The sequence below is a fragment of the Pseudothauera nasutitermitis genome (assembly GCF_004801295.1).
In the GTDB taxonomy this organism is placed as follows: Bacteria; Pseudomonadota; Gammaproteobacteria; order Burkholderiales; family Rhodocyclaceae; genus Pseudothauera; species Pseudothauera nasutitermitis.
The window spans coordinates 327,778-343,382 of record NZ_SSOC01000002.1 but is presented as its reverse complement, the minus strand read 5'-3'; the positions used below and the strand labels follow the sequence as shown (position 1 = coordinate 343,382).

At 70.9% G+C, this 15,605-nt stretch carries 13 protein-coding genes; 8 read left to right on the top strand and 5 right to left on the bottom strand.

The features are described from left to right. Window positions 1-8 precede the first annotated feature (8 nt). The 4 genes from E6C76_RS05655 (at window position 9) to E6C76_RS05640 (ending at window position 4,092) form a co-directional block, all read left to right on the top strand. A complete protein-coding gene (locus E6C76_RS05655) occupies window positions 9-539 on the top strand; it encodes a molybdopterin-dependent oxidoreductase (protein WP_136347277.1) in 531 nt (176 codons plus the stop codon). Between the two features lie 7 nt (window positions 540-546). Continuing rightward, entirely contained in the window at window positions 547-2,898 is a 2,352-nt protein-coding gene (locus E6C76_RS05650; protein ID WP_136347276.1) for a putative bifunctional diguanylate cyclase/phosphodiesterase, read from the top strand. A gap of 74 nt (window positions 2,899-2,972) precedes the next feature. Next, on the top strand, window positions 2,973-3,878 hold the full coding sequence (ylqF, locus tag E6C76_RS05645; RefSeq protein WP_136347275.1) for a ribosome biogenesis GTPase YlqF: 906 nt from the start codon (window positions 2,973-2,975) through the stop codon (window positions 3,876-3,878). Continuing rightward, window positions 3,868-4,092 (top strand): SlyX family protein, encoded by a 225-nt coding sequence (locus tag E6C76_RS05640; RefSeq protein WP_136347274.1) that lies wholly within the window; start codon window positions 3,868-3,870, stop codon window positions 4,090-4,092. The genes ylqF and E6C76_RS05640 overlap by 11 nt, the downstream gene beginning before the upstream one ends. Here the strand turns inward: E6C76_RS05640 and E6C76_RS05635 are convergent. Genes E6C76_RS05635 through E6C76_RS05625 form a run of 3 tightly spaced genes read right to left on the bottom strand, consistent with a single transcriptional unit; the run spans window position 4,086 to window position 7,026 of the window. After that, a complete protein-coding gene (locus E6C76_RS05635; protein ID WP_136347273.1) occupies window positions 4,086-4,775 on the bottom strand; it encodes a hypothetical protein in 690 nt (229 codons plus the stop codon). The genes E6C76_RS05640 and E6C76_RS05635 overlap by 7 nt on opposite strands. Further along, window positions 4,772-6,769 (bottom strand): peptidase U32 family protein, encoded by a 1,998-nt coding sequence (locus tag E6C76_RS05630; protein WP_136347589.1) that lies wholly within the window; start codon window positions 6,767-6,769, stop codon window positions 4,772-4,774. Before E6C76_RS05630 ends, E6C76_RS05635 begins: the two co-directional genes overlap by 4 nt. A 14-nt stretch (window positions 6,770-6,783) precedes the next feature. Next, complete coding sequence (locus tag E6C76_RS05625; RefSeq protein ID WP_136347272.1) at window positions 6,784-7,026, bottom strand: hypothetical protein; 243 nt, start codon at window positions 7,024-7,026, stop codon at window positions 6,784-6,786. 220 nt (window positions 7,027-7,246) lie between these two features. On the opposite strand from E6C76_RS05625, the gene E6C76_RS05620 reads away from it, so the two are divergent. Both E6C76_RS05620 and E6C76_RS05615 read left to right on the top strand, forming a co-directional pair. Next, window positions 7,247-8,878, top strand: coding sequence for a methyl-accepting chemotaxis protein (locus tag E6C76_RS05620; RefSeq protein ID WP_168734253.1), 1,632 nt, complete (start codon window positions 7,247-7,249; stop codon window positions 8,876-8,878). 123 nt (window positions 8,879-9,001) lie between these two features. Then, window positions 9,002-10,177, top strand: coding sequence for an EAL domain-containing protein (locus E6C76_RS05615; RefSeq protein WP_136347270.1), 1,176 nt, complete (start codon window positions 9,002-9,004; stop codon window positions 10,175-10,177). Here E6C76_RS05615 and E6C76_RS05610 read toward each other — a convergent pair. Together E6C76_RS05610 and E6C76_RS05605 are read right to left on the bottom strand one after the other, a co-directional pair. Continuing rightward, on the bottom strand, window positions 10,155-10,844 hold the full coding sequence (locus E6C76_RS05610; protein WP_136347269.1) for a class GN sortase: 690 nt from the start codon (window positions 10,842-10,844) through the stop codon (window positions 10,155-10,157). The genes E6C76_RS05615 and E6C76_RS05610 overlap by 23 nt on opposite strands. A gap of 31 nt (window positions 10,845-10,875) precedes the next feature. Further along, entirely contained in the window at window positions 10,876-12,963 is a 2,088-nt protein-coding gene (locus E6C76_RS05605; RefSeq protein WP_136347268.1) for a marine proteobacterial sortase target protein, read from the bottom strand. Window positions 12,964-13,151: 188 nt separating this feature from the next. On the opposite strand from E6C76_RS05605, the gene pdsR reads away from it, so the two are divergent. Both pdsR and E6C76_RS05595 read left to right on the top strand, forming a co-directional pair. Continuing rightward, the gene (pdsR, locus tag E6C76_RS05600; protein ID WP_136347267.1) at window positions 13,152-13,844 is read left to right on the top strand and encodes a proteobacterial dedicated sortase system response regulator; all 693 of its coding nucleotides are present in this window, start codon (window positions 13,152-13,154) and stop codon (window positions 13,842-13,844) included. Next, window positions 13,841-15,442, top strand: a complete 1,602-nt coding sequence (locus E6C76_RS05595) for an ATP-binding protein (protein WP_136347266.1) — start codon at window positions 13,841-13,843, stop codon at window positions 15,440-15,442. The genes pdsR and E6C76_RS05595 overlap by 4 nt, the downstream gene beginning before the upstream one ends. The last annotated feature ends 163 nt before the right edge of the window (window positions 15,443-15,605 follow it).

Below are 15,605 nucleotides of genomic sequence, written 5' to 3'. Positions count from 1 at the left end.
ACAAAAAAATGAAGCGTCTCCGCCACGCCCTCGCGGCGTTCGCCGCGCTGTTCCTGTTCGTGTCCGCCGTGCGGGCCGCGCCGGCGGGCGCGCCGTATCCGGTGACCTTGCCCGCGTTCCCCGCCGGCCCGCAGGTGCTCAGCACCGTCGCGCCGGACGGCGCGACGCAGCGCTACAGCATGGCGGATCTGGAGGCGCTGGGCACCTGGGAACTCACCACCTCCACCTTCTGGCCGGGCGACGACGGTACCTATCAGGGCGTGCTGCTGTCCGCGCTGCTGCGCGATGCCGGGCTGGCCGAGGCCGCCGCCGTGCGACTGGTGGCGCAGGACGGTTTCTCGCAGGTGATTCCGCGCGCGGACTGGGTGACCTGGCCAGTGCTGCTCGCCAGCCGGCGGGACGGCGGGGCGATGGCCCGGCGCGACAAGGGGCCGCTGCGCATCATCTATCCGCGCGAGATGGACGGCGCACTGCACGACGCCGTGTATCGCCTGCGCTGGATATGGATGCTCGCCCGCATCGAGGCGGTCGCCGAATGAATGCCCGATGAGCATGGCCACGCGCCTGTGGCGCCGCCGCTTCAAGCTGTTGACCGGTCTGGTGCTGGTGCTCGTGGCCGCCAGCGTGGTGCACCTATGGACCAAGGTGTCGCGCATCGAGAACGCGCTGCCGCTCGATGCGCTGCACAAGGAGCGCAGTTTCGCCGTGCTGCTCGAAGAGGTCGGCCGGCTGGAGACGGAACTGCGCCTCGGCGCGCTGGAGATCGATGCCGCCCGGCGCGAGCGTCTGGCCTTCGCGCTCGATCTGCTGATCCTGCGCCAGCGCGACAACCGCGACCTGTACGCCGGACTGCAACTGCCGGGCGTGGCGGAACTGCATCGCGATCTGGGGGCGGCGCTGGCCGGCGTGGACGAGACCCTGCGCGATCCGCAGCCGGACGCGGCGTCCCTGGCGGCGTGGGCGGAACGTTTCGGTGCGCTGCGCGAGCGCCTGCGGGCACTCAACGGCCGGGTGTTCGAGGCGTCCATCGGACAGGCGGTGACGCAGCGCGCCGACCTGGACCGCCTGCGCAACACCGTGTCGGCAATGATCGTGATGCTGGGCGGGCTGGGCATGGCGCTCGGCGTGCTGCTGGTGCGCCAGCAGCGCAACATCCGCGAACTGGAAAAGCGCGACCTGGCCCTGCAGGCCGCCGAGGTGGCGCAGCGCGAACTGCGCGAGCGCCTGGAGCGGATCACCGACAACATGCCCGGGGTCATCTTCCAGTACCGCGAGTGGCCGGATGGGCATTCCTGCTTCCCATACGCCAGCCAGGGGCTGCGCGAACTGTTCGGCGTCTCGCCCGAGGCCGCGGCGGCGGACGGCGGCGTGATCTTCTCGGCGATGCACCCGGAAGACCGCCCGCGCGTGATCGAACTCCTGCGCGAGTCGGCGCGCGACATGCAGCCCCGCCAGGTCGAATACCGCGTGATCCTGGACGGCGTGGAAAGCTGGCTGAGCAGCCACGGCACGCCGCGCCGCGAGGCCGACGGCAGCCTGCTGTGGCATGGCTACACGCACGACGTGACGCGCCGCCGGCTGGCCGAGGACGAGATCAAGCACCTGGCCTTCTACGATTCGCTCACCGGACTGCCCAACCGCCGCCTGCTGATGGACCGCCTGCGCCACGCGCTGGCCCTGTGCGCACGCACGGGCGCGCAGGGCGCGCTGCTGTTCATCGATCTGGACAACTTCAAGACGCTCAACGACACGCGCGGGCACGACTGCGGCGACACCCTGCTGCGCCTGGTGGCCGACCGCCTGCGCCAGTCGGTGCGCCTGGACGACACGGTGGCGCGCCTGGGCGGCGACGAATTCGTGATCATGCTGGAAGGGCTGGGCGCCCGCCCGGAAGAGGCCGCCACGCAGGCCGAGCAGATCGGCGAGAAGATCCTGGCCCTGCTGAATCTGCCCTACATGGTCGATGGGCAGGAATACCACGGCACGCCGAGCATCGGCGTGGCGCTGTTCGGCGATCGGGAAACGCGCGTGGAGGATCTGCTCAAGCGTGCCGATCTGGCCATGTACCAGGCCAAGGGCGCCGGCCGCAACACGCTGCGCTTCTTCGATCCGGCCATGCAGACCCTGGTGGCGGCGAATTCCGCGCTGGAGGCCGAGATGCGCCAGGGCCTGCGCCAGGGCGAATTCATCCTGCACTATCAGCCGCAGTTCGATGCCGGGGGCGCATTGATCGGCATGGAGGCGCTGGTGCGCTGGCAGCATCCGCAGCGCGGGCTGGTGCCGCCGGGCGAGTTCATCGCGCTGGCCGAATCCACCGGGCTGATCCTGCCGCTCGGCCAGTGGGTGCTGGAAACCGCGTGCGCGGAGCTGGCCGCCTGTAAGCCGGTGTGCGGGCGTCCGCTGGGCGTGGCGGTGAACGTCAGCGCGCGGCAGTTCCGCCATCCGGATTTCGTCGAGGCGGTGCTGGGCGTGATCGAGCGCAGCGGCATCGAGGCGGCGCAGCTCAAGATCGAACTCACCGAAAGCCTGCTGCTGGAGGACGTGGAGGAGACCGTGGAGCGCATCGGGCGGCTGAAGGCGCACGGCGTGGGCTTCTCGCTGGACGACTTCGGCACCGGCTATTCCTCGCTGTCCTACCTGAAGCGCCTGCCGCTCGACCAGATCAAGATCGACCGCTCCTTCGTGCGCGACGTGCTGAGCGACGCCAACGACGCGGCCATCGCCCGCACCGTCATCGCGCTGGGGCAGACGCTGGGCCTGCACGTGATCGCCGAGGGGGTGGAGACCGAGGCACAGCGCGACTTCCTCATCGAGCACGGCTGCGATGCCTTCCAGGGCTACCTGTTCGGCCGCCCCGCACCCATCGGGGAGTTGCGCTGTCTGGGCACGCTGCACTGATTCCCGCGCGGCTGCCGCGTCCGCGCGCATTGCTGCGATAATGGCGCCCCGCAGACGGCTCCCCAGGTTCACTCATGCCCATCCAGTGGTTCCCCGGTCACATGACTTCGGCGCGCAAGAAGGCCGCCGAGAACATGGCGTGCACCGACGTGGTCATCGAAGTGCTCGACGCGCGCATCCCCGAGGCCAGCTGCAACCCGATGATCCGCGAACTGCGCGAATTCCGTCAGCGCCCGTGCCTGAAGATCCTCAACAAGACCGATCTGGCCGATCCCGAGGCCACGCGTGCCTGGCTGGCCTGGTACGAACGCCAGCCCGGCGTGCGCGCGGTGGCGCTGTCGTGCAAGAAGCCGGGCGACGTGGCGCGCGTGCCCAGGCTCGCCCAGGCCCTCGCGCCGCACCGCACGGACGGCACCAAGCCGCTGCGGCTGATGATCATGGGCATTCCCAACGTGGGCAAATCCACGCTGATGAACGCGCTGCTCAACCGCCGCGTCGCCAAGGTGGGCGACGAGCCGGCGGTGACCAAGTCGCAGCAGACCCTGGATCTGGGCGGACACATGACGCTGACCGACACGCCGGGGATGATGTGGCCGAAGATCGCCCACGATGCCGATGGCTTCATGCTGGCCGCCTGCCACGCCATCGGCCGCAACGCGGTGATCGACGAGGAAGTCGCGGCGGTGCTCGGCGACCTGCTGCTGGCGCGCTATCCCGCTGCGCTGGTGGCGCGCTACAAGCTGAAGGCGCCGCCGGTCGACGGCCACGCGGTGGTCGAGGAAGTGGCGCGCAAGCGCGGCTGCCTGGTGCGCGGCGGCGGGCTGGATCTGGAAAAGGCCGCCAACATCCTGCTCACCGATTTCCGCTCCGGCGCGCTCGGGCGCATCAGCCTGGAGACTCCGGAAAGCCGCGCGGCCATGCTGGCGGCCGCCAGTGCCGCGCCGGCCACGGCGCAAGAAGAGGCCGACGATGAATCCTGAGCACGAAACCGACAAGCGCCTGACCGACCTGGAATGCCGCCAGGCCGAGGCGGAAGACCTGCTCGACGCGTTGAACACCACGGTGTATCGCCAGCAGCGCGAGATCGAGCGCCTGCAGGCGCAACTGCTGCGCCTGGGCGAACAGCTACGCGACCTGTCCGCGCGCGGCGGCCCGCCGCTCGGCCCGCAGGACGAGATCCCGCCGCATTACTGAGCTTCGGCGGCGGGGGCGTCCGCGGCTTCGAGCAGCGGCGCGCGCAGGCGTTCGAAGTCGCGCGGCGCGACGTATTGCAGGATTTCCTTGCCGCGGCTGTCGAGGGTCACTTCCAGCCCGTGCTCGGGGTACAGAAAGTGTTGCAGGTGGTCCGCGCTGGCCAGCCGCTCGGCCGGCCGGCCGAAGCGCGCGAGGATGACTTCCTCGTCCAGGTCGGCGGTGGGAATGAAGGTGATCGCGCCGATCGGCGCGTCCAGCGCCGCGGCCAGATCGTCGGCGTGCAGCGTGGCCTTGCGCGTGCTGCTGTCCATGTAGGCGCTGCGCACGGCGCGTTCGCGCATGGCATCCACGCGTTCCTGCGGCAGATCGGCGGTGAGCACCAGCTTGCCGGTGATGAAGCCGGCCCTGGCGTCGCCGTTGAAGGCTTCCAGCGAACCACGCCCGCCACTGGGCGTGACCACGGCGATCTCCAGATCCTTGCCGAAACGCGTCTGGGCTTCGCCCAGCGTGCTGCGGCCGAGCACGAAGCCGAACACTTCGGTGGCGCCGTCCTCGTGTACCTCGATCTGCCAGGGCAGCGAACCGGGCGGCGGGGCCTCGCTGGTATCGGCGAAGGGCAGGTAGAGCAGCGGCGCCAGGATGATCGCGGCCACGCCGGCAAGAATCAGCGGAATCGGTTTCATGAATGTCCGGGTTCGGTGGTGGTGGCGCCAGAGACCGGTGGCCGGGCGCGGTAGAACTGCAGCGGCGTGGCGGCGGCCTGCCTGAGCACGCTCTTCTTGATGCGGCCGACCACGTGCATCTCACAGGGCTTGCAGTCGAAGCGCAGGGTCAGGCGCTCGCTGCCGTTGACCAGCACCAGCGGCTCGGCGCGGATGGTGCCGGCCACGCCGATCACCCCGGCGGTCTGCTTCGGGCACAGGCTGAGGCTGTAGCGTACGCAGTGCCGGGTGATCATCAGGCTGACCTCGCCGGCTTCCTCGTGGCTCTCGTAGGCCGCCTCGATGACCCGCACGCCGTGGCGGGCGTAGAAGTCGCGCGCCTTGTGGTTGAACACGTTGGCCAGATAGCTCAGGCCGTCTTCCGGGTATTGCGGAGGCGGGGAAACCGGCTGCGCGCGCGGCAGGGGCCGGAAGGCCGCGGCGCGCGCGGCTTCCAGGCGCTCGACCGCCTCGCGGCGCAGGGCGTTGAGCGCGCCGGCGGGCACGAACCACGGGCGCGGCAGGTCGATGTCGATGCGCGTGGCGGCGAAAATGGTGTTGCCCAGGCGGTCCAGCCCGGCACGCAGCGCCTCGGCGGCGCGCTGCGGGTCGCGCGCGGGTTCGAATGCGCGCGCCAGCACGGCCTCCGCGCGGTATCCGTCGGCGTCGGTGAGGGCCAGTTGCAGGCCGTCGGGGTGCTCGGCGAGGTGCATCGCCACGTCGATGCGCCGCTCGGCGGAGCGTCCGGCCAGCAGGCGGTCCCAGGCGGTGTCGGTATTGCGCGAGATTTCCATGCCGGCGCGCAGATCCTTCAGACGGGCCATGCCGTCGGCCGGCCAGACGCGCCAGCGTCCGTCGGCAACCCGTTCCACCTTGTTGGCGCGAAAGCCGATCAGCTCGCGCTGCAGGTCGAAATAGGTCAGCCCGTCGCCGTTGGCCAGCGCGGCATCGCCCTCCAGCTCGAAGGCGTCGCGGCTCACGCAGGTGACGTGGCCCACCGGCAGGCCGGCCCAGGTTGGCGCGTCGAAGGCGCCGATGTCGGCCTGGCGGCCGTTGACGAAGTAGTCGGTGGCGCCCCGGTTGTAGCTGCGCTGCGGGTCGGGGGTGAAGTGGTGGACGCTGTGTCCGCTGGAGGCGCGTGCCAGTTCCGGGCGCTGTTCCAGCAGGCGGTCGAGCAGGCGGCGGTAATGGGCGGTGAGGTTCTTCACGTAGCCCATGTCCTTGTAGCGCCCTTCGATCTTGAAGCTGCGCACGCCGGCGTCGATCAGCGTGGCGAGGTTGGCGGACTGGTCGTTGTCCTTCATCGACAGCACGTGGCTTTGATGCGCCACCACGCGGCCCTGGCCGTCGAGCACGTTGTAGGGCAGCCGACAGGCCTGCGAACAGTCGCCGCGGTTGGCGCTGCGCCCGGTGTGCGCATGGCTGATGTAGCACTGCCCGCTGTAGGCCACGCACAGCGCGCCGTGGATGAAGAATTCGATGGCGCAGCGCGCGGGGTCGAGCGCTGCGCGCACGGCCTGGATCTGCTTCAGGGTGAGTTCGCGCGCCAGGACGATCTGCGAGAAGCCCACGTCCTGCAGGAAGCGAGCCTTTTCCGGCGTGCGGATGTCGGTCTGCGTGCTGGCGTGCAGCTGGATGGGCGGCAGGTCGACTTCGAGCAGGCCCATGTCCTGCACGATCAGCGCGTCGGCGCCCAGCTCGTAGGCCGCCCAGGCGGCACGGCGGGCTTCTTCCAGTTCGTCGTCGCGCAGGATGGTGTTGAGGGTGACGAACACGCGTGCGTCGAAGCGGTGCGCGTGGCGCGCCAGACGTTCGATCTCGCCGAGCGGATTGCCCGCGCCGGCGCGCGCGCCGAAGGCCGGGCCGCCGATGTAGACCGCGTCGGCGCCGTGGTTGACCGCCTCGATGCCGATGTCGGCGGTGCGCGCCGGAGAGAGCAGTTCGAGGCGGGCGGCGGGAGATTCGCTGTGCAGCATGGCCGGCGGGCCGCTCAACCCTTGCCGCCGGCTTCGCGCTCCTCGCGCGCGACCGCCGACAGCTCGCGCAGATACCAGGCGGCGTAGGCGAAGCCGGCGAATGCGAGCAGCGCGCTATACAGCAGGGCGCCTTCGAGGCGCGCGCCGGCCAGCACGTTGGCGACCACGACGTAGCAAAGGTACAGGGCGGCGGCCAATCCGCCGAGAACACGGATGAGGGCGAAAGTCTTGCGCTGGCGAAGGGTCGCTTGGGGCATGGCGGCGGTTCGATGGAGCAGGGCGGACAGCATACGGCCTTTGCGGGGTTTCGTCAGGCTCCATGTGCCGTTCCGGGCGATGAAGGGGAGGTGGACTGACGATAGTGATAGACGATCCGAGTCTTAGGAAATGACTTTTCGCCGCGGGAAAAGGGCGCGGGTAAGATACGAGGCCATAGCAATTGGAAATGATTTCACCATGAATCGGTTAAACTCTTCAATGACGGTGGGAATGCGCCTGGCGCTCGGCTTCGGCCTGGTTCTGGCGATGTTGGTGGGTCTGACGGCCACCGGGATCCAGGAGGTGAACTTCGTCGATGACACGCTGACCCGGATCACCGAGGTCAATGCGGTCAAGCAGCGCTACGCGATCAATTTCCGTGGCAGCGTGCATGACCGGGCGATCGCCCTGCGCGACGCGACCCTGGTCCGCGACCAGACGGAGCTTGCCGCGGTGCTCGCGGAAATCGAGCGGCTGAGCCGTTTCTACGCAGAGTCCGCCGAGGCGCTCGATCGCCTGCTGGCCGCGGAAGCCGACGGCGAGCGGGCCGAACGTGCCATCCTGGCCGGCATCAAGGAGATCGAGGCGCGTGCGCTGCCGCTCGTCGGGCGCGTGCTGGCCGAGGCCCGCGCCGGCGAGCGGTTCACCGCGCAGACACTGCTGCTCGACGAGGCGGGGCCGGCGCTGAGCGAATGGCTGGTGCGCATCAACCAGTTCATCGACCATCAGGAAGACAAGAACCAGGCTGCCACCGCCAGCGCACGTACCGCGACGAAGCGCTTCGCATGGCTGATGGTGGTGCTGTGCGGCGTGGCCCTGGCGGTCAGCGTGCTGGTGGCCTGGCGCATCATCCACGGCCTGAAGTCCACGCTGGGCGGCGAACCCGACGTGGCGGCCGGCGTGGTGACGCGCATCGCGGCGGGCGACCTGGCCTCGCCGGTGGATGCCGCACGCCCCGGCAGCATGCTGGCCGCGGTGGCCGGCATGCAGGACAAGCTCGCCACGATGTTCCGCGAGATGGTCGAACTGGCCTCGGCGCTGTCCGACAAGGCGTATACCGTGGGCGAGGCCTCGCGCGCGGCGCAGGCCGCGGCCCGGCGCCAAGCCGAACTGTCGTCGGCCACGGCGGCCGGCATCGAACAGATGACCACGAGCATTGCCGACGTTTCGCAGGTGGCCCGCCGTACCGAGGACAATTCCGCGCGTACCTCGGCGCTGTCGCAGGAAGGCGTTGCGCTGGTCGAATCCGCGGCGGCCGAGATGGCGCGCATTTCCACCACCGTGCTGTCCTCGCTGGAGATGATCCGCCGCCTGCAGCAACGCTCCGAGGAGATCGGCAGCGTGGCCGGGGCGATCGACGAGATCGCCGACCAGACCAATCTGCTCGCGCTCAACGCCGCGATCGAGGCCGCGCGGGCCGGCGAGAGCGGGCGCGGCTTCGCCGTGGTGGCCGACGAGGTGCGCACGCTGGCCGGGCGCACCGGCCAGGCTACCGCCGAGATCGCCCAGATGATCGAACAGATCCGCGCCGATACCCGCCAGGCGGTCAGCGCCATGGAAACCGCCGCGCCACAGGTGGAAAAGGGCCTCGCGCTGGCCAATCAGGCCAGTGCCATGCTGGGCGAGATCCACAGCCAGGCAGCCAGTTCGCTGGAGCATGTGCATGAAGTGGCGCGTGCCACCGGCGAGCAGGCCGCGGCGGCGGCCGGGATCAGCGGCAACGTCGAGCAGATCGCCACGATGTCGGGCGAGACCAGCCGGGCGATGGAGCACAGCACGCGCTCGGCCGAAGAGCTGGAACGCATCTCGGCGCGCCTGAAGGATTACGTCGGACGCTTCAGGCTGAAATGAAACGGCCCCACGCTCACTGCGTTCGCTGCCCCCAGGGGGGGCTTCAGTACGCTTGAGGCGGCTCGGCGCGTACTGGCATGATCGGGGCTTCGGCCGGCGGCAGCCCGGCGTGACGGAGCCCGCATGAAGGACCGAATCGTATTGCTTGCCTTTCGCCTCGACGACCCGGCGCGCCTGCGCGCGCTGTTCGGCGATGCGGCCATGGAGCAGGCCCTGGCCGGGCTCGGCGAGGGCCTGGACACGCTTACCGACCGCGTGCTGAACCGCCATGCGCGCCTCGAACGCCGGCGCGACGATGCGCGGGGCTGCTGGAGCGGATGCTTCCAGCTGGCGTCCGAGGATTTCCCGCGCGACCCGGACGAGATCCGCGAGGCCGTCGAGGTCGCCGCCCGCCGGCTGGCGCATGAACTGCTGCTGCAGCTCTTCGGCGCCGGCAGCGGGCGGCAGATCGCCTTCCGCCTCGTCGTGCTGCCGTGGGACGAAGGTGCGCACACGGCCTGGGGCGCGCGGGCGCAGGCCATGCTCGCCGCCCGGCTGGAGGATGCGGCGGCGAGCAGCGGCGGAGAGCCGGCGGCTGAAGAAGTGGCGGAGATACTGGCCGGGCGCACGCTGCGCACCGTGCTGCAGCCCATCGTGCGCATGGCCGACCGCCGGGTGGTTGGCTTCGAAGCGCTCACCCGCGGGCCGGCCGGCTCGCCGCTGGAGCGTCCCGACCGCCTGTTCGACGCCGCGCACGCGGCCGGGCAGGCGCTGGAAATGGAACTGCTGTGCGCCGAACTGGCGCTGGAGCGCACCCGCGGCCGGCTGCCGGCCGGGCAGTTCGTCAGCGTCAACCTGGGGCCGGAGGCACTCGCCCGGGCCGTCGACGCGCTGCCGCTGCATGGGCGCAACGACGTGGTGATCGAACTAACCGAACACCTGCCGCTGGATCAGGCCGGTGCCCTGGCCGGCGCGGTCGAGCGCCTGCGCGCCGCGGGCGCGCTGCTGGCGCTGGACGATACCGGCTGCGGCTTCGCCGACCTGGACAGCGCGCGGGCGCTGGCGCCGGAAATCGTAAAGTTGTGCATCACGGTGATCCGCCACGCTGGCAGTTCGGCCCGCCAGGTGGAGGAAATCCGCGCCACCACCGCGCAACTGCACGCCCTGGGCTGCCGCGTGCTGGCCGAGGGCGTCGAGACGGAGGCGCAGCATGCCGCGCTGGCCGGCTGCGGCATGGAACTGGCGCAGGGCTGGCTGTACGGCCGACCGTGCCCGGTGGATGAGGCGCTGGGCGGTCTCAGATCCGCGCCTGCGCGGTGACCACGTAGCGCAGCGGACCGCCCGCGCGCACCGCGTCGAACGGCCAGCAGGTCACCAGGGTGAGCTGGCGGCCGCTGTCCGGTTGGGCGAGCGGGCGCGTGTCGCGGTGGTCGAGCACCTCGCGGTGGGTGACGAAGTAGCGCAGCACCTCGCCATGGGCGGTTTCCAGTTCCAGTTCGCTGCCGTCCTCCAGCCACTGCAGGAAGGCGAAATGGGTGTCGCGGTGCGCGCCCAGCACGCTGTTGCCGAAGTCGCCGGGCTCGGCGGTGCCGTACATGTGGCCGGGGCCGAAGGCCAGCGTGGCACCGTCGGCGCCGGCCAGCACGTACACCTCCACGCCCTGCGCGGGTGCGCTCAGGCGCGCCACCGGCCAGGTGTCCGCCCACGGCCAGGGGCGCGCGGGCGCGCCGCCGGCGCGGGTCTGCGCCCAGGCCTGGGCGATCAGGTGCTGGGCCAGCCAGGCCTTGGCGTGGATGTAGCCGGCCTGGCCGAACTGCCACAGCGCGGCGGCCAGCGCGAGCACCAGCGCGGCGCGCAGCAGCTGTGTGCGGCGCCGCGCGGCATCGCGCCTGCGCGTGTCGCCAAGGCAGTCGGGAGCGGGCCAGGCGCATTCCACGCCGAGGAAATCGCGGCCGTTGCAGTGGTGGCAGTTTGTCGTGGTTTTCATGGCGGTTCTCCGTGTGTTCAGGGAGCGGGATTCAGGCGAAGGCGTTGCGGCGGCGGGTGAGGGCGAACAGCAGGGCGCCCAGGGCGAGGGTCAGCGTGCCGCCCAGCAGGTGCATGCGCGCGCCGGTGGCGCCGGTGGGCAGTTGGCCGAAGACCTTTTCGTACTGCCAGCCGGCGGGCAGGTTGAGGGGCAGCTGGCCGCCCTGCAGCGGCGCGTCGGCCGGGCGCACCGGGGTCTTGTCCACCGCCACCAGGCTGGTGTAGCGGCTGACCAGGCGATGGGCGAGGGCGAGTTCGACGATCTGCGGGCGCACCTCGTCTTCCGGCGTGCCGCTGCGCAGCAGGTCGAGCAGGGCGTCGATCTTGTGGCGCGCCCACAGGGTGCCCAGCCCGCTGCCGGGGGCGGCCCGACCGAGATCGACCTCGGTGCTCCAGGCGGCCTGCGGACCGCGTCCGCCGACCTTCAGCGTGCCGCTGGCCTGGCGCAGGGCGACGGCCACCACCAGCGGTTCGCCGGCGTACAGGTCGGGCACCTTGCGCGGCCAGTAGTCGGCCTGGGCGCCGTCCGGCCAGGCCAGTTCGATGTCTTTGAGCATGGGTGCTTCGAGGCGCTCGAACAGCGCGCTCATGCGTTCCTGCACTTCGTCCAGGCGGCCGATGTAGGTGAAGCTGCCGCGCCCGGCAGCCGCTGCCTTGCGCATGAAGTGGCCGTTGGGCGCGGAGCCGATGCCCACCGGAAACAGGCGGGCGTCGCCCAGGCGCTGTTCGATCAGGCGGAACAGGGTTTCCTCGTTGCCCACCGCGCCGTCGGTGAGGAAGATCACCTGGCGCACGCGTTCCGGGTCGGCCGCGCCACCCAGCGCGGCGGCCAGCGCGGGGGCCATCTCGGTGCCGCCGGTGGCCTCCAGCTTGCGCACCCAGCGCGCGGCGTGCTCCACGTTGTCCGTGCTGGCCGGGCGGGCGGCATCGAACAGCGCGCGGGTGATGGAGTTGAATTCGATGACGTTGAAGCGGTCTTCCGGGCGCAGGCGGCGCAGGGCGAGCGCGAGGGCGGCGCGCGCCTGGGCGATGGAGGCGCCGGCCATCGAGCCCGAGGTGTCGATGACGAACACCACCTCGCGCGCCAGCGGGCGGCCGTCGCTGGGCAGGCGCGGGGGCATCAGCATCAGCAGGGCGTGGTCCACGTCCTGCCCGCGCTCGGCGAACAGCGCGACGCGCGGGGCCTGGCCGGCGGCCAGCGTCCATTCGAGGACGAAGTCGCGTTCGGCCGGGGCCGCGCCATCGGCGAATTCGACGACGCGGCGGTTGGCGTGCGGGGCATCCACACGCAGCGCATGGGAAGGGCTGCGCAGCGCGGACAACGGCATGCCGGCATCCAGTTCCACGCGCATGCGCACCGGGTTGATCGCCGGGCCTGCCGCCGGGTGGCGCACCGGGGCGGTGATGCGCTGGGCGTCGGCGATTTCCTCGGCGGTGGTGGGCAGGGGGATGTAACGCGGCGCGGCGACCATCGGGAAGCGCAGGCCGTAGTGGCCGCCGTCCTCATTCATGCGCCATTCCAGCGTCTGCTGGTATTCGATTTCCACCGAGATGCGCGCCCCCGGGGCGATGTTGGCGACGCGGGTGGTGAACAGGTTGGGGCGCTGCTGTTCGACCAGCGCCGTGCGCCGGCCGCTGGCACGGGCCTGCTCGAATTCGGCGCGCGCGGCGGCGCGCTCGCGGATTTCACCCTCGACGACGTGTTCGCCGATCACCATGCGCAGGCGGTCGACGGCGGCGTTTTCGGGCAGTGGGAAGAGGTATTCGCCTTCCTGCCAGCCATCGCTGGCGTTGTGGAAGGTCTGCACCACGCGGGTGCGCGCCAGCGGGCCGTTCACACGGATGGCGACCTCGGTATCCAGCGCCGGCAGCGCCACGCCGTTGCCGTCCGGCAGGCGGATGATCAGCGTGCCCTGGCCGGTGTCCCCTTCGCCGGCGTAGGACGGCGCGGCGAACAGCAGGGTCAGCACGGCGAGCGCGAAGGCGACCAGCAGTCCGCCGAGGAAGATGCGCGCCGCCAGCGCGGCGATTTCCAGCAGATCGTGCCAGCGGCGGGCGGAACCGGGCAGGTGGGTGTTCATGGCGTTTTTCTCCCTGGATGCGGCCAACGGTTTGTCAGTGGGTGCATTTCAACGGGGGAAAAGGTCGCCGGCATGGGGAGAAAAGGGCGCCGCGCGGGCGAAATGTGGCAAGAAAATGGCTCTTGCAGCGGCAGGCGGACGCGGCGGCGGTGCTATAGTCGGCGCCGGATTCAAGCGCAGGAATGCCCATGGGACGCCGCATCGCCATCGTCGAGGACGAAGCCGCCATCCGCGACAACTATGCCGAGGCCCTGGCCCGCCAGGGCTACGAGGTCAGCGCGCACGCCGACCGCCCCGGCGCGCTGGCCGCGTGCCGCGCGCGCCTGCCCGATCTGGCGGTGATCGACATCGGCCTGGGCGACGAGCCGGAAGGCGGCTTCACGCTGTGCGCGGAATTGCGCGCGCTGTCCAGGCGCCTGCCGATCATCTTCCTGACCGCGCGCGACAGCGATTTCGACGTGGTCTCCGGCCTGCGCCTGGGCGCGGACGACTATCTGACCAAGGACGTTTCCATGCCGCACCTGCTGGCGCGCATCGCCGCGCTGTTCCGCCGCGTCGAGGCGCTGGCCGAACCGGGCGCGCGCGAGGACGTGCTGGAGCGCGGCGCGCTGCGCCTGGACACGCTGCGCCTGGCGGCAAGCTGGCAGGGCCGGGCAGTGGATCTGACGCTCACCGAGTTCTGGATGGTGCATACGCTGGCGCAACTGCCCGGCCACGTGAAGAGCCGCGAGCAGTTGATGCGCGATGCACGCCTGGTCGATGACGGCACCATCACCTCCCACGTCAAGCGCATCCGCCGCAAGTTCGCCGTGGTGGATGCGCAGTTCGATGCCATCGAAAGCGTCTACGGCATGGGCTACCGCTGGAAGAGTGCGGAATGAACACGCCGCGCGTGAGCCTGCGGCTCAAGCTGGCGCTGCTCGCGTTGCCGCTGCTGGCCTTGCCCTGGGTGGGCTACCGCTATCTGGTCGAGCTGGAGGCCTTTCTGGTGGACAGCCAGCAGCAGGCCGTGCTGGCGACTGCCCGCGCGGTGGCCACCGCCCTGCACGAACGCCCGCAACTGCTCGGCGTGCCGCAATGGACGCGCTCCTCGCGCGTCACCGTGGATCAATCCCTGCTGCCCGGCGAGGAGGTCGTCGAGGCCCTGCGCGCGCCGGTCGCCACGCTGGCGGAGGAGCCGCGCCGCATGGACGAGGTGGTCGCCATCCTGCGCGGCGTGCAGCGCAGCAGCGCGCGCATCAGCCTGGTGAGCCGCGACCTGCGCGTGCTGGCGGTCACCGGCAGCCTGCCGGCGGCGGAAGGCGGGGGCGCAGGGCTGCCGGCGTGGCGCAGGCTGGCCGCGCGCATCCTGCCGCCGCCCGGCGAGACCATCGGCACGGACTGGAGCCCGCTGCGCGCGCGCGAGGTGCATGACGCGCTGATGGGCATCGCCGGCGCGCAGACGCGCGCCACCCACGATGGCGGCGTGCTGCTGGTGAGCGCCGCGCACCCGATCTGGGAGGGCAACCGGGTGATCGGCGCGGTAGTGGTCGAAGAGGATTCGCGTTCCATCGTTTCGCTGCGCCAGCGCGCGCTGGAAAGCCTGCTGCTGATCACCCTGGCCGGGCTGTGCCTGGTGGCGCTGCCGGTGCTGTGGTTCGCCACCCGGCTGTCCTCGCGCATCCGCCGCCTGCGCGACGAGGCGGAAAGCGCCATCGACGGCCAGGGGCGCATCGCCATGCCGCTGACGGCCTCGAACGCGGGCGACGAGGTGGGCGATCTGTCGCGCAGCTTCTCGGCGCTGCTCGAACGCCTGGCCGGCCATCACACCTATCTGGAAAACATGGCGAGCCGGCTGTCGCATGAATTGCGCACGCCCATCGCCGTGGTGCGTTCCTCGCTGGAGAACCTGCACGCCGAGGAATTGCCGGCGTCCGCGCGCACCTACATGACGCGCGCCGAGGAAGGGCTGAACCGGCTGTCGCGCATGCTTGCGCGCATGAGCGAGGCCACGCGCATGGAGCAGGCGCTGGCCAGCACCGAGAGCGAGCGCTTCGATCTGCGCGCGGTGGTCGGCGAATGCGTGCGCGGCTATCGCGTGGCGCACCCCACGCGCGCCTTCGAGGACGATCTGCCGCCGTATCCGGTGTGGGTGCGCGGCGCCCCCGATCTGGCCGCGCAGATGCTCGACAAGCTGGTGGCCAACGCTGCCGACTTCGCCCTGCCGGATACGCCGATCCGCATCGTGCTGCAGTTCCAGACCACCACCGCCACGCTGGCGGTCATCAACCAGGGGCCGCTGCTGCCGGCGGCGCTGGAGGGGCGGCTGTTCGAGGCCATGGTGTCGGTGCGCAAGGCCGAAGGCAGCGGCGAGCCGCACCTGGGGCTGGGGCTGTACGTGGCGCGCATGATCGCGGCCTTCCACGGCGGCAGCCTGACGGCCAGCAATCTGCCGGATGGCAGCGGGGTGTGCGTGGGGGCGGTGTTGCGGTTGGCCTGAACCCTCCTTGCGTGTCGAGCGGTTTGGGTCCGTGGTGGGCGTCGAGGGCCCTGGGCGGCGGCTCATGCGCGCCCGCCCTGCGGGTTCCCGCGCCGAGCGCCATTCTCCCGGCCGGGCCGGAACTCGGGCGCTGCGCGCCCTCGGACAGCCGGCCCGGACTTCT